The organism is Modestobacter altitudinis, from assembly GCF_005930475.1.
Lineage (GTDB): Bacteria > Actinomycetota > Actinomycetes > Mycobacteriales > Geodermatophilaceae > Modestobacter > Modestobacter altitudinis.
In genome coordinates, this window is the sequence record NZ_SJEW01000087.1 from 1 (window position 1) to 19,183 (window position 19,183).

The window sequence follows — 19,183 nt, forward strand, 5'->3', positions numbered from 1 at the left end:
CCCTCCCCCAGGATCAGGTGACCTGGTCATCCGGGCTCCTGGCTCACCACTCCGCATGAGCCAGGAGCACCGGGGCTGAGTCAGGACGCCGACCTGTCCACAAATTCGCGGCGCCCGGCCCATGAGGGTGCCGTCGTGGCCAGGGTTGACCCCGTGCATCCGGTCCTTCGCGAAGCCGCTCGCCGCCAGTGGGGCGTCTTCACCGCCGCTGACGTCCGCCGCGCCGGCCTGGCACCGGCCGACGTCCAGTCAGCGATCCGTCGCCGGGAGTGGGATCGGTTGCGGCGAGGCGTGTACGTGGAGCGCGAGGTCCTCGAGGACGCCTCTCAGCGGGGCGACGCCATGCGCCACCGGTTGGACTGTGCCGCCGTCCTCCTGTGCCTCGGCGGGGAGCCGGCCGTCAGTCACGCCTCCGCGGCAAGGCTGCTGGGCTTCTTGGTTCCTGCACCGGGCTCGGCCGGCGTCTCGCTGACCGCGGAGGAGCAGTGGCGCAAGGGGCGTGGCTACTCGGTGATGCGGGCTGGACTGCCGCCGCAGCACGTCCGCATGGACGGGGGCTTCCGCATCACCGGTCCAGCCCGCACCCTCGTCGACTGTGCCCGCGAGTGGTCACTCGAGAACGCCGTCATGGCCATGGACGCTGCCCTGCACGGCGGCGCGCTGACCGCTGCTGAGCTGCGTTCGGCAGTGCTGGAGCAGACCCACTGGTTCGGCATCGGGGCAGCGGCGCGGGCGGCGGGCCTTGCCGACGGCCGAGCGGAGTCCCCACTCGAGACGCGCGGGAGGCTGCGCATCATCGGCAGCGGCCTGCCCCTGCCCGAACTGCAGGTCGACCTGCACGGGCCTCGGGGGTTCGTCGCCCGCGTGGACGCCTGGTACGAGGAGGCCGCGGTCGCCGTGGAGTTCGACGGTCGGGTCAAGTACGACGATCCGTTCCGGGACCGAACGGCGGCCGAGGTCCTCTGGGAGGAGAAGCGCCGGGAAGACGAGATACGCGATCTCGGTGGGCGGGTGCTGAGGGTGACCCACGCCGACGTCGGCAGCACCTGGCACGTCAAGGCCGACCGGCTGCACAGCATGTTGACCACCCCGTCCGCGGTTCCCAGGAGACTCAGGACCATGCCGACGTCCCGAGATCAGCGGCCCTCCTCCTGACACACGTCCTTCCTCACCGCGCATGCTCCTGGCTCAGCCCACACCCTGAGCTGGGAGCCACCATGATCAGGTGACCTGATCCCGGAGTGCGGGCTCGCCGCGCGCGATCACGTCGTGCCCCGCAGGATCGGCGGCGTGGACAGCGCACGCAGCACGGTCGTGGTCGGTGGCGGGATCTCCGGGGTGGCCTGCGCCCGGGCCCTGGCCGATCGGGACGTGCCGGTGCGGCTGGTCGACCGCGGGCGCCGGCTCGGCGGGCGGATGGGCGGCCGGACCCTGCACGGCCGGCCGGTCGACCTCGGCGCCTCCTACCTGACCGCGGGCGAGGGCTCGCCGTTCGCGCCGGTCGTCGAGGACTGGGTGCGGCGCGGGCTGGCCCGGCCGTGGACCGACACGTTCGCGGTCGCCGGCCCCGGCGGCATCGAACGGACGACGTCCGGCCCGGTCCGCTACGGCACCCCCAGCGGGCTGCGCAGCCTGGTCGTCGACCTCGCCACCGGGCTGGACGTCGAGCTCGGGCGCGCCGTCACCGCGGTGACCCCCGGCCCGCTGGTGGACGGCGTGGCGGTGGCCGCGGTCGTGCTGGCCATGCCCGATCCGCAGGCGGCCCGGCTGCTGACCTCCGACGACGTCCCGGACGCCGGCTGGCAGCCCTCGCTGGCCGTCGCGCTGGGCTGGCCGGACCGGCGCTGGCCTGCGGACCTGCACGGCGTGTTCGTGCACGACTCCCCGGTGCTCGAGTGGGTGGCCGACGACGGCGACCGCCGCGGCGACGCCGCCCCGGTGCTGGTCGCCCACACCACCCCGGCCTTCGCGGCCGAGCACCTCGCCGACCCCGACACCGCCGTCCCCGCGGTGACCGCCGCGGTCCGGGCGCTGCTGGGCATCGACGCCGACCCGGGCTGGGCGCACGCACACCGGTGGAGCTACGCCAAGCCCGCTGCGCCCCGCGAGGCCCCCTTCGCGCTGGACGCCGGCATCGGCCGCTGCGGCGACGGCTGGTGCGCGCCGTCGAAGGTGGAGAGCGCCTGGCGCTCCGGCGACGCGCTGGGCCGGTCGCTGGCCGGCGCAGCGTCGGCCTGACGCCCCGGCGACGAGGAGACACCCGCATGCCCGGCGGCTTCACGCCCCCACCCGGCCCGGCGGAGGCCGGCGTCGAGACGCAGCGGTCGGAGGGCTCCGCGGTCGCCGCGCTGGCCCGCGGGGTCGGAGTCCCGGCGCTGGTGGCCACGCTGATCGGCCTGGCGTTCGTGGTGGTCTTCCTGGACGCCTTCCACGCCCCGGTGCCGCACGGCCTGCCGGTCGGCGTGGTCGGCAGCGCCGCGCAGGTCGACCAGGTGCGCACCGCGCTGGACCGGGCCGCCCCGGGCGACCTCGCGGTCTCGCGGCTGACCGACGAGGCCGCCGCCCGCTCCGCCGTCCTGCAGCGGGACGTGTACGCCGCCTTCCTGCCCGGCGCGCCCGCCCGGCTGCTCACCGCCGGCGCCAACGGCCAGGGCGTGACCATGACGGTGACCCAGGCGTTCACCCCGCTCGCCCAGCAGGCCGGCGGGCAGCTGCAGGCCGAGGACCTGCGGCCGCTGGCGCCCGGGGACACCCGCGGCCTGGGGATCTTCTACGGCTCCTTCGGGGTGGTGCTCGGCGGCTTCCTGTTCGGCATCCAGTCCTACTCCGCGGCGCCGAAGCTGCCGTTGCGCTGGCGGCTGGTCAGCATCGGGCTGTTCGCGGTCGTCTCCGCGCTGCTGGTCACCTGGGCCGCCACCGTCGTCTACGCCGCCCTCCCGGCCGGCTTCGGCACGGTCGCCGTCCTGGTCGGGCTGCTGGCGCTGTCGGTGGCCGCGACGGCCGCGCTGGTGCTGCGGGCGATCGGGTCGGCCGGCACCTTCGTCACCTCGCTGGGCCTGGTGATCCTCGGCAACGCCACCAGCACCGGCAACCTGCCCGCCGAGTACCTGCCGCCGTGGCTGCACCCGCTGGCGGAGGTCCTCCCGCCGGGGGTCGCCGTGCGGGCGCTGCGCGGCGCCACCTACTTCGCCGACGACGGCGTGACCCGGGCGCTCTGGGTGCTCGGGCTCTGGTCGGTGGTGCCGCTGGCGCTCATCGCCCTGCTCGACGCGGTCCGCCGCGGGCAGGCCCGACCATCGCGCCGGTGACCGCAGCGCGCCCCTTCCGGGGGAGCCCGGGACGACGGGGAGTCCAGCCGGTCGTCGCCGGGGCCGATGACGTCGGCATGCAGCGGACGACGCAGGACGCGGTCCCGCCTGTCCAGTGGTCCGTCTTCGCCCGGCTGGCCCTCGGCATGGCGGTGCTGGGCCTCGTGGTCGGCGCGGTCTTCCCGGTCTTCGCCGTGCTGCTCGGGGTCCCGTCGCCGTACGCGACCACGACCACCTTCCGCGCCGCCTGCCTCGCCGCCGGTCTGGTGCTCGGTGGGGCGAACTGGCTGCTCGCCCGGTACGTCATCGGCACCCGGCTCCGGCTGCTGGCCGGCCGGATCGCCGAGGTCGCCCAGGTCATCGGCGACCCCGTCGCCGCCGCGCACGTCCCCGGCCGTCCGGCCGCCGACCTGGCGCTGCCGGTCGAGTCCGCCGACGACCTGGGCAGTGCGGCCGCCGCCTTCAACGCGCTGCTCACCGCCCTCGACCGGGAGCGCCGGTTCCGCTCGGTGGTGCACGCCACGAACGACGTCATGGCCCTGCTCACGCCCGACGGGCAGATCTCCTTCGTCTCGGACTCGATCTCCGCGGTGCTCGGCTGGAGCCGGGCCGAGCTGGTGGACCTGCACGCCGGGGACCTGCTGTTCGCCGAGGACGCCCACCTGTTCACCACCACCGGCGCACCGATCACCCACGACGGCGAGCCCTCGCAGGTGTTCCTGGTCCGGGTCCGGCACCGGGACGGCGGGTGGCGGCACCTGGAGGTCAGCTCCTCCGACCGGCGCTCGGACCCCGACATCGGTGGGCTGCTGCTGACCGCCCGCGACGTGACCGAGCGGCTCGAGCTGCAGTCCCGGCTCGCGCACCAGGCCACGCACGACGCCCTCACCGGGCTGCCCAACCGCGCCGCCGTCCTGGCCCGGGGCGAGGAGCTGCTGGGCGACCCGGCCACGCCGTGCCGGCTGGCGGTGCTGCTGATGGACCTGGACCGGTTCAAGGAGGTCAACGACACCCTCGGGCACAGCTACGGCGACCGGCTGCTGGCCCAGGTGGGCCCGCGGCTGCGCCCACTGGTGCGCGAGGTGGACATGGTGGCCCGGCTCGGCGGCGACGAGTTCGCGGTGCTGCTGCCCGACGTGACGGTGTCCGAGGCGCGGGCGGCGGCCGAGCGGCTGCACGCCGCGCTGGGCACGCCGTTCCTGGTCGACGGCCTCTCGCTGGACGTCGACGTCAGCATCGGCGTCGCCGTGTGCGGCGAGGGCGCGGCCGACGTCGGCACCCTGCTCCGCCAGGCGGACATCGCCATGTACGCCGCGAAGGAGAGCCAGGACGGCGTCGGTGTGTACGACCCGCTCTCCGACGGCAACGACCGCAGCCGGCTGGTGCTGCTCTCCGAGCTCCGCCGTGGGCTGGCCGACGGCGAGCTCGTCGTGCACTACCAGCCGAAGGTGGCGCTGGACAGCGGGCGGGTCGTCGGCGTCGAGGCGCTGGTGCGCTGGCAGCACCCGGTCCGGGGACTGCTGGCGCCGGTGGACTTCCTCGGCGCCGTCGAGCGCACCGCGCTGATCGAACCGGTCACCGACGCCGTGCTCGACCTCGCCCTGGCCCAGGTGCACGCCTGGTCCGCCGAGGGCTTCCAGGTCCCGGTGGCGGTGAACCTGTCGGCGCGCTCGCTGGCCCGGCCCGACCTGCTCGGCCGGGTGCTGCAGCGGCTGCAGGCCCACGACGTGCCCGCGGACCTGCTGCGGCTGGAGATCACCGAGAGCGCGCTGCTGGCCGAGCCGACCCGGGCCCGCGAGGTCCTCCGCCGGCTGCACGCGGCCGGTGTGCGCATCTCGATCGACGACTTCGGCACCGGGTACTCCTCCATGGGGCACCTCAAGCACCTGCCGGTGGACGAGCTGAAGATCGACCGCAGCTACGTGGCGGAGATGGTGGCCTCCGCCGAGGACGCCGCGCTGGTCCGCTCGGTGGTCGACCTCGGCCACGAGCTCGGCATGACCGTGGTCGCCGAGGGGGTCGAGGACGCCGCCACCGCCGGTGCGCTCACCGACCTGCGCTGCGACGTCGGCCAGGGGTACCTGTTCTGCCGGCCGGGTCCGGCGGCCGACGTCACCACCTTCCTCCGCGCCGGCACCGCGGCGCGCTGATCCCTCTTCCCCGCGCCTGGCTCTTGCCGGCTCGACACAACTCATCTAGCGTTGAGTTCATCACTCGTTGAGTTGTCGGAGGTCGTCATGGACGCCGCTGTCACCGTCACCGACCTGGTCGTGCACCGGGGCCCACGCCGGGTCCTGCACGAGGTGGGCTGCACCGTCCCACCCGGTCAGGTCACCGGGCTGCTGGGACCGAGCGGGAGCGGGAAGAGCACCCTGATGCGCGCCATCGTGGGCGTGCAGCAGGTGCGCTCGGGGTCGGTCACCGTGCTGGGCCGCCCGGCCGGCTCGGCGGAGCTGCGCTCGCGGGTCGGCTACGTCACCCAGGCCCCCAGCGTGTACGCCGACCTCACCGTGCGGGAGAACGCCCGCTACTTCGCCGCGCTGTACGGCCGGGGGGCCGCAGCCGCCGACGCGGCGATCGCCGACGTCGGCCTCTCCGACGCCGCCGGCCAGCTGGTCGAGGAGCTCTCCGGCGGTCAGCGCGGGCGCGCGTCGCTGGCCTGCGCGCTGGTCGGCGAGCCCGAGGTGCTGGTGCTCGACGAGCCGACCGTCGGCCTGGACCCGGTGCTGCGGGTCGAGCTGTGGGGCCGCTTCCACGCCCTGGCCGACGCCGGGACGACGCTGGTCGTCTCCAGCCACGTGATGGACGAGGCCGGCCGCTGCGACCGGCTGCTGCTGCTCCGCGAGGGCCGACTGCTCAGCGACTCCACGCCCGCGGAGCTGCGCACCCGCACCGGCTCCGACGACCTGGAAGAGGCGTTCCTCTCCCTGGTCCGGGAGACCGAGGAGGTGGCGGCGTGACGACCACGCTCAGCCCCTCGCTGACCACCGCGACCGCCGGCCGGGTGCTGCGCCAGCTCAGCCACGACCACCGCACCGTCGCGATGCTGCTGGTGCTGCCCAGCGCCCTGCTCGGGCTGCTCTACCTGGTCTGGTCCGACGTCCCGACCCGCCCCGGCCAGCCGGACACCTTCGACCGGGTCGGGCTGATCATGCTCGGCGTCTTCCCGTTCGTGGTGATGTTCCTGGTGACCAGCATCGCGATGCTCCGCGAGCGCACCTCCGGCACGCTCGAGCGGCTGCTCACCACGCCGCTCTCCCGCCCCGACCTGCTGCTCGGCTACGGCGCGGCGTTCGGGCTGGCCGCCGCGCTGCAGGCGGTGGTCACCGTGACCGTGGCGACGACGGTCTACGGCCTGGACGTCGCCGGCCCGCTCGCGCTCGTCGTCCTGATCGCCGTCGTCGACGCCGTGCTGGGCGTGGCGCTGGGACTGCTGGCGAGCGCCTTCGCCCGCAGTGAGTTCCAGGCCGTGCAGTTCATGCCGGTCATCGTGCTGCCGCAGTTCTTCCTCTGCGGGCTGCTGGTGCCGCGCGAGCAGCTGCCCGGCTGGCTGCAGGTGGTCAGCGACGCCCTCCCGCTCACCTACGCCGTCGAGGCCCTGCAGGAGGTCGGTCGGTCGACGGAGGCGACGGGCACCATGTGGACCGACGTCGGTGTCGTCGCCGGCGCCGCGCTGCTGGCCCTCGGGCTGGCGGCGGCCACCCTGCGGAGGAGGACCAGCTGAGCCAGCCCGCACGCCGCGCCCGCCCCGGCGGTCGGCGCCCCGGCAACCCCGACACCCGGGAGGCGGTGCTCGCTGCGGCGCGCACCGCCTTCGCCGAGCGCGGGTTCGACGGCGCCTCGATCCGGGTGATCGCCGCCGACGCCGGGGTCGACCCGGCGCTCGTGCACCACTACTTCGGCAGCAAGGACAAGCTCTTCCTGGCCGCGATCGAGGCACCGGCCGACCCGGAGGAGCTGCTCCCCGCGGCGCTGGCCGGCGGGAGGGACGAGCTCGGCGCCAACGTCGTGCGGCTGCTGCTGCAGGTCTGGGACGGCCCCGGCCGCACCGCGGGGCTGGCCCTGGTGCGCTCGGCGGTCAACAACGAGTGGACCGCCCGGCTGCTCCGCGAGTTCCTGGTCGCCAAGGTGCTGCGCCGGGTGGTCGGGACCCTCGGGCTGCCCAAGGCCGAAGGGGAGGCGCGCGGCTCGCTGGTGGCCTCCCAGCTGATCGGGGTGGTGATGGCCCGCTACGTGCTGCGGTTGGAGCCGCTCGCCTCGGCGTCGCCGGAGGAGCTCGTCGCGGCCATCGGCCCCACCGTGCAGCGCTACCTGACCGGCGACATCGTCCTCCCCGGCGGTGCCGTGACAGCCCTCTAGGCTGCCCGTCGATGAGCAGTGCCGAGGGGTTCCGGTTCGCCGAGGACCCGCTGTCCGCCCCGGTCTTCGCCCCGGCAACCGACACCGCTCCCGCCGCCGTGTGCCGCGGCGTCGACAAGACCTACCGAACGGCGACCGAGTCCGTCCCCGCGCTGGTCGACGTCACCCTGTCGATCCCGCGCGCCCGGGTGACCGTGGTGGTCGGGCCGTCCGGGTCGGGCAAGTCCTCGCTGCTGCGGCTGCTGGCCTGCATCGACTCCCCGGACGCCGGTGAGGTGCTCATCGCCGGGCAGCGGGTCGACCGGCTGCGCCCCCGGGCCCGCCGCAGATTGCGGCAGCGCCAGGTCGCCTACCTGTTCCAGCGGCCGGGCGAGAACCTGCTGCCCTACCTGGACGCCGTCGCCCAGGTCCGGCTCGCCGCCTCGCTGCGCGGCGCCCCGGTGACCGCGCACACAGCGCTGGACCTGCTCGACCGACTGGGCCTGCGGGAACGCGCCGACCACCTGCCCGGGCAGCTCTCCGGCGGGGAGCAGCAGCGGCTGGCGGTGGCCTGCGGCGTCGTCGGCGATCCGGCGCTGGTCGTCGCCGACGAGCCCACCGCCGAGCTGGACACCGCCGCGGCCGAGCGGGTGCTCACCGCCATGGAGGACCTCGCCGCGGCCGGCGTGGGCTTCGTGCTCTCCTCGCACGACCCCCGGGTGATGGCCATCGCCGACGGCTTCGTGCGGCTCGACCACGGCCGGCTGGTGCCGTGACCGAGCGGGTGCAACCGGCCGGCGGCCTGGTCGGCCGGGGGCTGGTCAAGCGCTACACCCGTGGCGTGGAGACCGTCTCCGCCCTCGCCGGGGTGGACCTGCGGGTCGACGCCGGGGAGTTCGTGGCGCTCGTCGGCCCGTCCGGCTCGGGCAAGAGCACGCTGCTGGCCCTGCTCTGCGGCTGGGAGACCGCGGACGACGGCGAGCTGCGCTACCTCGGGCCGCTGGGCGACCGCCGCCCGGACACCTTCGGCTGGCGGGACCTCGCGCTCGTGCCGCAGGCCCTCGGCCTGGTCACCGACCTCAGCCTGGCCGACAACGTGCTGCTGCCGGCCCGCCTGCGCGGCATCGCCGGCACCGAGGAGCCCCGCGCCCGGGCGCTGCTGACCGACTTCGGCCTGGCGCACCTCGCCGACCGGTACCCGCACCAGGCCTCCCTCGGCGAGCAGCAGCGGGTCGCCGTCGCCCGGGCGCTGCTGCTCCGCCCGGCGGTGCTGCTGGCCGACGAGCCGACCGCGCACCAGGACCGCGGGCACGCCGACGGGTTGCTCGACGCCGTCGTCGAGGCCGCGCGGGGCGGGGCGGCGGTGCTGATCGCCACGCACGACGAGCTGGCCTGGGCCCGCGCCGACCGGGTGCTGTCGATGCGCGACGGCGTGGTCACCGAGGGGGCTCCCCGGTGAGCCGGCGGCCGTTGTGGCGGCTGGCCCCGTGGACCCGGGCGCCGCTGCTGGGGTTGCGCCAACCGGCCGCCGTCCTCGCCGTGCTGGTGACCAGCGCGATCCTGGCCTGCGCGGTCGCCTCCGCGCCGCTGTTCCTCTCCTCGGCCCGGTCGGCCGCACTGCAGCAGCAGCTCGCCGACCAGTGCGCCGAGGCCGGCTGGGTGCAGGACGGTGTCGGCGCCGACCGGGCGGACCCCGCCGTCACCGACGCGCTGGTCGCCGCGTGGGCAGAGCAGGGGCGCACTGCCGAGCCCGTGATGGCGACCGCCGCACTGGTGGGCCGGGAGCGGTTCGCGTCGCCCGGGGAGGTCACCACCGCCTCCGGCGAGCTCGCGTCGCTACCGGTCAGCGTGTACTTCCGTCCCGACGCCCTGGCCCACGTCGAGGTGGTCGCCCAGCAGGCCGGCAACGGGATCTGGCTGCCCGACTCCTACGCCGAGGGCGCGAGCACCGGCCTCGGCGACCGGATCACCGTGGCCGGCACCCAGGTCGACGTCGTCGGCCTCTACCGCGACCTGTCCAGCGTCGCCGCCGGTGCGTACTGGTGCGACTACCGGGTCCTGTACGCCAACGACATCAACGCGAACACCGCTCCCCCGGCCGTCGCACTGGCCACCGACCCGGACACCTTCTACGCGGTGTCGGCCGGCTACCGGCAGGGAACGCAGCAGCTCGCCCAGGTGCCGGTGGACGCCACCGACCTGTCGGTCAGCGACGCCCGGGCGATGCTGGCCGCCCAGGACCGGGCGCAGCAGCGGGCGTTCGAGCTCCTGGGGGTGCCGGAGACCGGCTCCGAGGCCGGGCTGGTCAACTCCCGGCTGGGCGACGCGGTCGACCGCGCCGAGCTGGTGGAGTCCGGGCTGCGTGGGCCGGTGGTCCCGGTCGCCGTCGCCGGGGCGCTGCTGGCCCTGGTCCTGGTGGCCTCGGCCGGCAGCTTCTGGGCCGACCGGCGGGCCACCGAGGTACGGCTGCTGGCCGCCCGCGGGGTCGGGCCGGTGCCGCTGGCCGGCAAGGCGGCCCTGGAGCTGGGGCTGCCCGCGCTCGCCGGCGCCGCGGCCGGCTGGGCCGCCGCCCGGGTGCTGACCAGCGGGCTCGGCCCGGCCGACGACCTGGACCCGTCGGCCACCTCCGCCGCGGTCGTGGCCGCCGTCGCGGCCTTCGTGGTCGGCCTGGGGGCCGCCGCCGTGGTGGCCGGCCTGCGTGCCCGCGGGACGGCCGAGCGCCCGCTCGGCGCGGCTCCGCGGTGGCCGGCCCGGGTGCCGTGGGAGCTGGTGCTGCTGCTGGGCGCCGGGTGGTGCTGGCTGCTGCTGCAGACCCGCGACGCGGTCGTCAGCACCGGCGGCGTCGCCCAGGTCAACGGGCTGCTGGTCGCCTTTCCCCTGCTGGCCGTCGCCGGCGCCGCGGTGCTGCTCGGCCGGCTGCTCACCGCTCTGCTGCCCCGGCTGCGCCGCTGGGCCGGGCGCCGCTCCCCCGCCGTCTTCCTGGCCCTGAACCGGCTGGCCGCCGCCCGGCTGGCCACGGCGACCCTGCTGGTCGCGGTCACCCTGCCGGTCGCGGTGCTGGGCTACACGGCGACGTTGACCGCCAGCTCGCAGCACACGCTGGACGCCAAGGTGAGCGTGCAGATCGGTGCCACCCGAGCGGTGCAGACGCTGTCCCGGTTCACGCCCACCGCCGCGATCGACGAGGTCGGCACCTTCGTCGTCCGATACGAGGGCAGCGCGACCGCACCCGACGGGCAGGGCGACAGCTCCGGTCGGCAGGACGTCGCGGTGCTCGCCGTCGACCCCGCCGACTTCGCCGGCACCGCGTTCTGGGACGACTCCTTCGCCGACGAGTCGTTGCCCGAGCTCATGTCCGCGCTCACCGGGCCGGCGGTGGACGGCCGGCTGCCGGTGGTGGCCGCCGGGCTGCCCGCCGGGGACCCGCAGCTGCAGCTGGGCAGCGCCGAGGTGCCGGCCGAGGTCGTCGCGACGGCCCGGGTGCTTCCCGGCCGGCGGCAGGACGCGCCGATGGTCCTCGTCGCCGCCGACCGGCTCCCGGAGATCGAGCGCACCGCCGGCGCCTCCCGCGCCGCCGAGATCTGGACCAACGGGCCGCTGGGCCCGGCGGTCGAGGCGCTCAGCGCCGCCGGCGGGATCGGGTTCCGTGCGCTCGAGCCCGCCGGGGTGCTGCAGAGCGCCAACTTCCTCGGCATCACCTGGACCTTCGGCTACCTGTCCGCGCTCGCCGTGTTCGTCGGCGTCATCGCCGCCGGCGGGCTGCTGCTGTACCTGGAGGCGCGCTCGCGCAGCCGGGTGTCGGGGTACGTGATGGCGCGCCGACTGGGCCTCAGCCGCGGCGCCCACCTGCGCTCGCTGCTGGTCGAGCTGGGCGGGGTGTCGGCCGCGGGGCTGCTGCTCGGCGGCGCGCTGGCCGGCGGCGCGGTGGCGCTGGTCTACCGCCGGCTGGACGTCGACCTCGTGCGGCCCCCCACCCCGCTGCTGGACGTGCCCTGGACGGCGCTCGCCGCCGGTGCGGTCGTGGTGGTCGTCGTCGCCGTCCTGGCCGCGCTGTACGCCCAGCGCGCCGCCGACCGCGCCGACCCCGCGACGGTGCTCCGCCAGGACGCCTGAAGAAGGACCCCCCTGCCCCCCACCACTCGCGAGCTCGGGGCGGGCCCCTGAGAGGGGGCCATCGTGGCACGCTCGGTGCGTGGCCTCGTTCCGTGACCGCAGCGACGCGGGACGCCGCCTGGTCGGGCCTGCGGCGGCGGTGCTCCCCACCGGGCGGCCGGTCACCGTGGTCGCACTCCCCCGCGGCGGCGTCCTCGTCGGCGCGACGCTGGTCGAGGGGCTGCGCGCCCTCGGGTGGACGGCCCGGCTGGACCTCGTCGTCGTCGCCAAGGTGCTCGCGCCGGAGTTCCCGGAGCTGGCGCTCGGGGCGGTGACCGCGCACGCCACCGTGCGCAGCTCGGCGGCCGGCCAGCTCACCGGGATGGACGACGCCCGGTACGCCGCGCTCACCGCCGACGCCCGCCGCCGGCTGGCGGGGCGGGCCGCGGCGCTGCCCGAACCGCACGCGCCCGCGGACGGCTCGGTGCTGCTGGTCGACGACGGGTTGGCCACCGGCTCGACGGTCGTGGCCGCGGTCGCCGAGCTGCGCAGCGGGCACCCGGGCTGGCTGGGGCTGGCCGTGCCGGTGGCCGACGCGACCGCCTGGGCGCGGGTGCGGCCGCTGGTGGACGGGGGCGTCGCCCTGCTGCAGCGCACCCCGATGCGCGCGGTGAGCGTCGACTACGCCGACTTCACCCAGCTGGACGACGACGTCGTCCGCGACGCGCTGGCCCGCTGGGGCTGACCCGGGGTCAGCGGCGGCGGGGCGAGCGGGCCAGCTGCCGGCTCTGCGCGACCAGCCGACCGGTGGAGTCCCAGATCCGGTAGTCCTCGTCGACCCAGCCCCCGGCGATCTCGCTCGACCGCGCCTCCACCAGGCACCAGCCCGGTGCGGGCAGCGCCCGCACCAGGACCTGCAGCTGCACGGTGGGCGCCCAGCCGAGGTCGCCCATCGCGAAGCTGGTCGGCGGCAGGGCGTCGGCGAAGGTCAGCAGTGCCAGCGGGTCGGGCTCCCGGCCGTCGGTGAAGCGCATCCAGGCCCGCAACCGGGGCTCCCCGGAGGGCCGGCCGAACGCCCAGCCCGCGGTGGCCGGGTCCAGCCGGGTGTCCACCCGCAGCGACAGCCTGGGCACCTGCACACCGGGCCGGGCGAGCTCGCGGTGCTCGGCGACGGACACGCAGTCCTCGACCGGCGGGGCGTCGGGGGTCGGCTCGGACCACTGCGGGCTGTCGGTGCCCAGCGTCGCCGTCGTCACGGTGACGGTCAGCGCCGGCCCGCCGGCGTCGGCGAGGGTGACCAACGAGTGCGCGAGGGTGCGGCCGGCCGGACCGGGGACGACGGTCAGCGTGGCCGGACCCGCGGCCGGGGCCCGGAGGTAGCTGGCCGACACCGCCACCGGGTGGGGGTGCGGGCTCTCCAGCAGCGCGGCGCGACCCACCACCGACAGCAGGTAGCCGCCGTTGAGGATGCCCCCGCCGACGTCCCAGCCGGGGTCGAGCTCTGCGGTCAGCCCACCGGCCTCGGTCCAGGTGACGGCGGTGGCGCGGTCGAAGGCGGGGACGTCGGTCTGCGGCACGACGGACAGGGTGCCAGGCTCGGGCACATGGACCAGACCCACCTCGGCCGCAGCGGCCTCTCCGTCTCCCGGCTGTGCCTGGGCACGATGAACTTCGGCTGGAAGACCCCCGAGGAGGACAGCCACGCGATCATGGACCGGGCGCACACCGAGGGCGTCAACTTCTTCGACACCGCCAACGTCTACGGCTTCGACGCCGGCAAGGGCCGCACCGAGGAGGTGCTCGGCACCTGGTTCGCCCAGGGTGGCGGGCGCCGGGACCGCACCGTGCTGGCGACCAAGGTCTACGGCGGCATGTCCGACTGGCCCAACGACACGTTCCTGTCCGCCCGCAACATCGTCCGGGCCTGCGATGCCTCGCTGTCCCGGTTGCAGACCGACTGGATCGACCTCTACCAGTTCCACCACGTCGACCTCGAGACGCCGTGGGACGAGATCTGGCAGGCCTGCGAGACCCTGGTCGCCCAGGGCAAGGTGCTCTACGTCGGCTCCTCCAACCACGCCGGCTGGCAGCTGGCCGCCGGCACCGAGGCGGCCCGGGCCCGGCACTTCACCGGCCTGGTCAGCGAGCAGTCCATCTACAACCTGCTGGTCCGCGACATCGAGCAGGAGGTGATCCCGGCCGCGCAGCACTACGGCATCGGGATCATCCCGTGGAGTCCGTTGCAGGGCGGTCTGCTGGCGGGCGCGCTGGCGAAGTCCGACGGCGGCCGGCGCAGCGACGAGCGGGCCCAGCAGCGGTTGGACGAGGTGCGCCCGCAGCTGCAGCGGTACGAGGACCTGTGCGCCGAGTGGGGGCTGGCGCCGGCCGACGTCGGCATCGCCTGGCTGCTCAGCCGGCCCGGGGTGACCGCGCCGATCATCGGTCCGCGCACGATGGAGCAGTTCGAGGGCTCGCTGGCGGCGGTCGGCGTCGTGCTCTCCGGTGAGCAGCTGGCCGCCCTCGACGAGGTGTTCCCGGGCAAGAAGCCCGCGCCGATGCAGTACGCCTGGTGACCTGAACCGCCGTCCTGGCTCACCGTGCTTGCTCCTGGCTCACCTCCTGCGGTGAGCCAGGAGCACGAACGATCAGGCCGGCTGATCCCGGGCGACTTGCCAGGCGGCGGCCCGCTCGTAGCGGGGCTCGGGGCCGCCGAGGTGGCTGCGCCACAGCACCACCTCCGGCACCGGCCACACCGGGCCGGTGTAGCCGGCCAGCCGGTCGGGCAGGGAGGCGTCCGCCGGCCGGCCGGGCCGCCAGCGACCCAGGGTCAGGTGCGCCCGGAACGGCCGGTCCTCCACCGGCAGCCCCAGCGCCTGCGCGGCCGCGGACAGCCGGCCGGCCAGCGCGGTCAGCCCGGCGACGTCCCCGGCCAGGCCGGCCCAGCAGACCGCCGGCCGGCGGGGCGAGCCGAACCGGCCGGCACCGGCCAGCTGCAGCGTCAGCGGCGGCGTGCCGGCCACCGCCGGGGCGACCGCGGTGGTCAGCGGGGCCAGCAGGTGCGCCGGGACGTCGCCGAGGAACAGCAGGGTGAGGTGCCAGCGGGACGGCGGGGTCCAGCGCGGTGCACCCGGGGCCGCCCGGAGCGGCTGCAGGGCCCGGTCGAGGTCGGCCACCGCGTCGGGCGGCGGGTCGACGGCCAGGAAGAGCCGGCCGGCCGACTCGCTCAGCCGGCCACCACCAGCCCGGCGGCCTCCAGGGAGGCGATCAGCCGCAACCGCTCCAGCTCCCGGTTGGCCGGTGGTGCAGAGGTCAGCTGGTGCGGCACCTCGAGCAGCTCCGCCGCCTCGATCAGCACGTCGTCGTAGGCGGCCAGCAGCCCGCGGCGGCGGGCCATCGGCATCCCGCCGGGCACCATCGACAGCTCGCGGGTCAGCCGCCGCACGTCGGCGGCGACGAGCTGGAGCGGACGGCGCGGCCGGGGGGTCGGCGGCGGGGTCGGCGTGGAGCGGGTACCCGGCACGCGCCGGCCCACCGGGTGGTGGCCGGCGGCGGCCGGACGACGGTCGGCGGACCCGGCCGGCCGGGGCGCTGGAGCGACTGCCGGCGGCGGTTCCTCGCGGAGGCGACGACGGGCCAGCCGGTTGAGCTGCAGCTCCCCGGTCACCCAGCGGAGCAACAGGGCGACGAGTGCGGCCGTGGCGGCGAAGAGCGCGACGAGACCGCCGAGGCGCAACAACGACGTCCCGACGTCCGCGGAGGCCGACCCTGCTGAGGGCACGTGCCTGACGTTACGTCTGTCGACGGCTGGTGACAATGTGAGCGCTCAGTGCCACCGCTCAGCGCGCCGGATCCCGCGCCACCTGCTCGCCCGGGACCTCGCCGTCGGCCTCCTGCGCGAGGCCGGCGACCCGGTTCGGCACCGGGTCGGCGCGAGGTCCGGCGGCCACGTGCAGCTGCGCGCTCGGCGGGACGACGTGCAGCTCCAGGCGCACCCGCCGGCCGCGGGCCAGGACCGCGCCGGCGACGACGGCCGCGGCGACGCAGACCAGGCCGCCGGCGATGAAGCCCCACCGGGCGCCCAGGTGCTCGGACACCCAACCGATCAACGGCGCACCCACCGGGGTGCCGCCCATGAAGCACATGAAGTACAGCGCCAGGATCCGCCCGCGCATCTGCGGGTCGACGCCGAGCTGGACGAAGCTGTTGCAGGCGACGCTGAACACCAGCGCGGCGGCACCGGTGGGGACCAGCAGCACGGCGAACGACGTCTGGGTCGGCATCAGCCCCGCGACGACGAGCAGCACGCCGAACACGCCGGAGGAGACGATCAGGAACCGCTGCAGCGGCCGGGTGCTCCGCCGGGTGGACAGCAGCGCCCCGGACAGCGAGCCCACCGCGTAGGCGGTGGACATGAAGCCGAAGGCGGTGGCGCCGAGCCCGAACTCCTCCCGGGCCATCAGCGCGATGGTGATCTGGGTGTTGAACCCGAACGTGCCGGCCACGAAGGCCAGCGCCATCGCCAGGACCAGGTCCGGGTGCCGCCGGGTGTAGCCCAGCGCCTCCCGGAGCTGGCCCCGAGACCGGGACGCCGGCGGGCTGGGCCGCAGCTCGCTGCCGCGCATCGCCAGCAGCGCCGCGATGGTCACCGCGAAGCTGGCGGCGTTGACCAGGAACGCCGGGGCGGTGTCGCCCCCGGCGAGGCCGATGACCGACCCCGCGACTGCCGGCCCGACGAGCCGGGCACCGTTGAAGACGGTGGAGTTCAGGCTCACCGCGTTGGCCAGCCGGTCGGGGCCGACCATCTCCGAGACGAAGGACTGGCGCACCGGCATGTCCAGCGAGGACACCACCCCGAGCGCGGCGGCCAGCAGGTAGACGTGCCACAGCGCGATGCCGTCGGTGGCCACCAGCAGGCCCAGCCCGAGCGCCAGGGCCCCCATCACCGCCTGGGTGACGACCAGGACCCGGCGCTTGGAGTGGCGGTCGGCGAGGACGCCGCCGTAGAAGCTGAAGAACAGGGTGGGGGCGAACTGCAGCGCGGTGGTGATGCCCAGCGCGACGCCGCTGCCGCCCGACAGCTGCAGGACCAGCCAGTCCTGGCCGATGCGCTGCATCCAGGTGCCGGTCAGGCTGACCAGGTTGGCCGACGCGTACAGCCGGAAGTTGCGTACCCGCAGGGCGGCGAACATCGCCGTCCTCCGCGGTGCGTCTGCGTCAGGCGTCTGCGTCACCCACTGGCGAGCTTGTCCATGATCACCGCGGCCTCGCGCAGGACGGCGCGCTCCTCGGCGGTCAGTTCGTGGAGCTGCCCGGACAGCCACGCCTCGCGGGCGCGGACCTCCTCGGTCAGCAGCTCCTCCGCGGACGCGGTGAGGTCGATGACCACCTGCCGGCCGTCGGTGGGGTGCGGCGTGCGGGTGACCAGCCCGCGGGCCTCGAGCGCGACGACCACCCGGGTCATCGACGGGGGCTGGACCCGCTCGTGGGTGGCCAGCTCCCCCGGGCTCATCGGGCCGTGCCGCTTGAGGGTGGACAGTGCGGCCAGGTGGGTGAGGGTCACCGAGGTGTCCACCCGCTGGTTGCGCAGCCGCCGGCTGAACCGCATGACGGCCAGCCGCAGGTCATGGGCGAGCGCCGCGGTGTCCAGCGTCGTCCGAGCCACGTGCTCCACCTTAGCCGAAGTAGAAAGCCTGTCTAACGACCCGTCCTGCCGAGGACCCCGCCCGCGCGGGGTCGGTGTCACAGCAGCTGCTGGATCGGGTCCAGGGCGAAGTAGACGACGAAGACCGCGGCGACGACCCACATCAGCGGGTGCACGTCGCGACCGCGGCCGGTGGCCACCCGCAGGACGACGTAGCTGACCACCCCGGCACCGATGCCGTTGGTGATCGAGTAGGTGAAGGGCATCAGCGCGATGGTGAGGAAGGCCGGGATGACCAGGGACATGTCGCCCCACTCGAGGTCCCGGATCTGGCTGATCATCATGGCGCCGACGATGACCAGCACCGGCGCTGCGGCCTCCGAGGGCACGACCTGCACCAGCGGGGTGAAGAAGGTGGCGACCAGGAACAGCGCGCCGGTCACGACGCTGGCCAGGCCGGTGCGCGCGCCGTCGCCGACGCCGGCCGCGCTCTCGATGTAGGTGGTGTTCGACGAGACGCTGGCCGCGCCACCGGCCGCCGCGGCCAGCGAGTCGACCAGCAGCACCGGCTGGGACCGCGGCAGGTTGCGGTCCTCGTCGAGCAGCTCGCCCTCGGCACCGACGGCGGTGATCGTGCCGACGGTGTCGAAGAAGTCGGCGATCATGATCGAGAAGACGATCAGCACCGCGGCCAGGACGCCGATCCGGGAGAAGCCGCCGAAGAGCGAGAAGTTGCCGATGATCGACAGGTCCGGGACGTCGAAGACCTGCCCCGGCCAGGTCGGCACCTGCAGCGCCCAGCCGTGCGTGTTGGCCACAGCGCCGTCGGCGCCGGTGCGGGGGCCGATGCCGGCGATCGCCTCCACGACGATGGCGAACACCGTGGTGGCGAGGATCCCGATGAGCAGCGCACCCCGGACCCGGCGGACGACGAGGACGCTGGTGAGCAGCAGGCCGACGACGAAGGTGAGCATCGGCCAGCCGGCCAGCGAGCCGTTCACGCCGAAGCTGATCAGCGGGTTGCCCGGGCGGATGATGCCGGCGTCGGCGAGGCCGATGATGGTGAGGAAGAAGCCGATGCCCACCGCGATGGCCGTCTTCAGCTGCGCGGGGATGGCGGTGAAGACGGCCCGGCGGAAGCCGGTGAGCACCAGCACGGTGATCAGCAGGCCCTCGAGCACGACCAGGCCCATGATCTCGGGCCAGGTGAGCTGGGTGGCGGCGTACACGCCGACGATCGCGTTGATGCCCAGGCCGGTGGCCAGCGCCAGCGGGTACCGACCGACGATGCCCATCGCGATGGTCAGCACCCCGGCGACCAGCGCGGTCACCGCGGCGACGGAGGCGAACGGCAGCGTCGCGCCGGTGATGTCCGCCCCGGACAGGATGATCGGGTTGAGCACCACGATGTAGGCCATCGTGAAGAAGGTGGTCAGCCCACCGCGGACCTCGCGGCCGAACGAGGAGCGCCGCTCGGTGACCTGGAAGTACCGGTCCACGCCGTTCTTCGGGCGCACCTTCGGTCCGGGGCTGCGACGCGGCCCGGCGGTCGCCGTCCCCTGCGGGGTCGCTGCCGGCGCCCCCACCGCGGTGCTGCCGGTGCCCTTGCCGGGCGTGCGGGCGGGACGGGACTTCTCGGGCATGGGGTGACCCCTCGGGACGGCGACCGACGCGGGGTCCGGCGGGTCGGCTTCCCGGCGGGCCGCCCGGTGTGGGTGGCAGAGAGCGGCGACAGCGTGCCACACACCCCCGGCGCGCGCGGCGTACCGGCGTCCCGACCTGGCCCGCAGCCGCCTATCGTCGC

General features: G+C 75.4%; 18 protein-coding genes. 12 read left to right on the forward strand and 6 right to left on the reverse strand.

Annotated features, from left to right (window positions below; genetic code table 11):
* Positions 1-153 precede the first annotated feature (153 nt).
* The 11 genes from FHL79_RS22165 to FHL79_RS22215 all read left to right on the forward strand — a co-directional run bounded on the left by FHL79_RS22165 (position 154) and on the right by FHL79_RS22215 (position 12,483).
* The gene (locus FHL79_RS22165) at positions 154-1,155 is read left to right on the forward strand and encodes a type IV toxin-antitoxin system AbiEi family antitoxin domain-containing protein (RefSeq protein ID WP_246081116.1); all 1,002 of its coding nucleotides are present in this window, start codon (positions 154-156) and stop codon (positions 1,153-1,155) included.
* Positions 1,156-1,290: 135 nt separating this feature from the next.
* Positions 1,291-2,238, forward strand: coding sequence for an NAD(P)/FAD-dependent oxidoreductase (locus FHL79_RS22170; RefSeq protein ID WP_138760727.1), 948 nt, complete (start codon positions 1,291-1,293; stop codon positions 2,236-2,238).
* Positions 2,239-2,264: 26 nt separating this feature from the next.
* Entirely contained in the window at positions 2,265-3,308 is a 1,044-nt protein-coding gene (locus tag FHL79_RS22175; protein WP_138760728.1) for an ABC transporter permease, read from the forward strand.
* Positions 3,305-5,458 carry a putative bifunctional diguanylate cyclase/phosphodiesterase gene (locus FHL79_RS22180; RefSeq protein WP_138760729.1) on the forward strand — a complete coding sequence of 718 codons (2,154 nt, stop codon included), beginning with the start codon at positions 3,305-3,307 and terminating at the stop codon, positions 5,456-5,458. Before FHL79_RS22175 ends, FHL79_RS22180 begins: the two co-directional genes overlap by 4 nt.
* A gap of 87 nt (positions 5,459-5,545) precedes the next feature.
* Positions 5,546-6,268: an ABC transporter ATP-binding protein gene (locus FHL79_RS22185; protein WP_138760730.1), complete on the forward strand. Its 723-nt coding sequence runs from the start codon at positions 5,546-5,548 to the stop codon at positions 6,266-6,268.
* The gene (locus FHL79_RS22190; protein ID WP_138760731.1) at positions 6,265-7,032 is read left to right on the forward strand and encodes an ABC transporter permease; all 768 of its coding nucleotides are present in this window, start codon (positions 6,265-6,267) and stop codon (positions 7,030-7,032) included. Before FHL79_RS22185 ends, FHL79_RS22190 begins: the two co-directional genes overlap by 4 nt.
* Before the next feature lie 65 nt (positions 7,033-7,097).
* Positions 7,098-7,667, forward strand: a complete 570-nt coding sequence (locus tag FHL79_RS22195; RefSeq protein WP_218938568.1) for a TetR/AcrR family transcriptional regulator — start codon at positions 7,098-7,100, stop codon at positions 7,665-7,667.
* A gap of 11 nt (positions 7,668-7,678) precedes the next feature.
* Positions 7,679-8,422, forward strand: coding sequence for an ABC transporter ATP-binding protein (locus FHL79_RS22200; RefSeq protein WP_138760732.1), 744 nt, complete (start codon positions 7,679-7,681; stop codon positions 8,420-8,422).
* Entirely contained in the window at positions 8,419-9,105 is a 687-nt protein-coding gene (locus tag FHL79_RS22205) for an ABC transporter ATP-binding protein (RefSeq protein ID WP_218938569.1), read from the forward strand. Before FHL79_RS22200 ends, FHL79_RS22205 begins: the two co-directional genes overlap by 4 nt.
* Positions 9,102-11,759, forward strand: a complete 2,658-nt coding sequence (locus FHL79_RS22210) for an FtsX-like permease family protein (RefSeq protein ID WP_138760733.1) — start codon at positions 9,102-9,104, stop codon at positions 11,757-11,759. The genes FHL79_RS22205 and FHL79_RS22210 overlap by 4 nt, the downstream gene beginning before the upstream one ends.
* Before the next feature lie 79 nt (positions 11,760-11,838).
* Positions 11,839-12,483, forward strand: coding sequence for a phosphoribosyltransferase family protein (locus FHL79_RS22215; protein ID WP_171058293.1), 645 nt, complete (start codon positions 11,839-11,841; stop codon positions 12,481-12,483).
* 7 nt (positions 12,484-12,490) lie between these two features.
* Here FHL79_RS22215 and FHL79_RS22220 read toward each other — a convergent pair whose 3' ends face one another.
* Positions 12,491-13,315: a thioesterase family protein gene (locus FHL79_RS22220; RefSeq protein ID WP_138760735.1), complete on the reverse strand. Its 825-nt coding sequence runs from the start codon at positions 13,313-13,315 to the stop codon at positions 12,491-12,493.
* A gap of 27 nt (positions 13,316-13,342) precedes the next feature.
* Between FHL79_RS22220 and FHL79_RS22225 the strand changes: the two genes are divergently transcribed.
* Complete coding sequence (locus FHL79_RS22225) at positions 13,343-14,311, forward strand: aldo/keto reductase (protein WP_138760736.1); 969 nt, start codon at positions 13,343-13,345, stop codon at positions 14,309-14,311.
* A 72-nt stretch (positions 14,312-14,383) separates the two neighbouring features.
* On the opposite strand, the gene thpR is transcribed toward FHL79_RS22225, so the two are convergent.
* The 5 genes from thpR to FHL79_RS22250 all read right to left on the reverse strand — a co-directional run bounded on the left by thpR (position 14,384) and on the right by FHL79_RS22250 (position 19,022).
* A complete protein-coding gene (thpR, locus tag FHL79_RS22230; protein ID WP_138760737.1) occupies positions 14,384-14,965 on the reverse strand; it encodes an RNA 2',3'-cyclic phosphodiesterase in 582 nt (193 codons plus the stop codon).
* Positions 14,962-15,516 (reverse strand): hypothetical protein, encoded by a 555-nt coding sequence (locus FHL79_RS22235; RefSeq protein ID WP_138760738.1) that lies wholly within the window; start codon positions 15,514-15,516, stop codon positions 14,962-14,964. The genes thpR and FHL79_RS22235 overlap by 4 nt, the downstream gene beginning before the upstream one ends.
* Before the next feature lie 58 nt (positions 15,517-15,574).
* Entirely contained in the window at positions 15,575-16,927 is a 1,353-nt protein-coding gene (locus FHL79_RS22240) for an MFS transporter (RefSeq protein WP_138760739.1), read from the reverse strand.
* 38 nt (positions 16,928-16,965) lie between these two features.
* Positions 16,966-17,400, reverse strand: coding sequence for a MarR family winged helix-turn-helix transcriptional regulator (locus FHL79_RS22245; protein WP_138760740.1), 435 nt, complete (start codon positions 17,398-17,400; stop codon positions 16,966-16,968).
* Between the two features lie 77 nt (positions 17,401-17,477).
* A complete protein-coding gene (locus tag FHL79_RS22250) occupies positions 17,478-19,022 on the reverse strand; it encodes an NCS2 family permease (RefSeq protein ID WP_138760741.1) in 1,545 nt (514 codons plus the stop codon).
* Positions 19,023-19,183: the final 161 nt, after the last annotated feature.

Coding starts and splice junctions, on each gene's coding strand:
- FHL79_RS22250 (WP_138760741.1), bottom strand. CDS start 19,022: ATGCCCGAGAAGTCCCGTCCCGCCCGCACGCCCGGCAAGGGCACCGGC.
- FHL79_RS22240 (WP_138760739.1), bottom strand. CDS start 16,927: ATGTTCGCCGCCCTGCGGGTACGCAACTTCCGGCTGTACGCGTCGGCC.
- FHL79_RS22225 (WP_138760736.1), top strand. CDS start 13,343: ATGGACCAGACCCACCTCGGCCGCAGCGGCCTCTCCGTCTCCCGGCTG.
- FHL79_RS22175 (WP_138760728.1), top strand. CDS start 2,265: ATGCCCGGCGGCTTCACGCCCCCACCCGGCCCGGCGGAGGCCGGCGTC.
- FHL79_RS22200 (WP_138760732.1), top strand. CDS start 7,679: ATGAGCAGTGCCGAGGGGTTCCGGTTCGCCGAGGACCCGCTGTCCGCC.
- FHL79_RS22185 (WP_138760730.1), top strand. CDS start 5,546: ATGGACGCCGCTGTCACCGTCACCGACCTGGTCGTGCACCGGGGCCCA.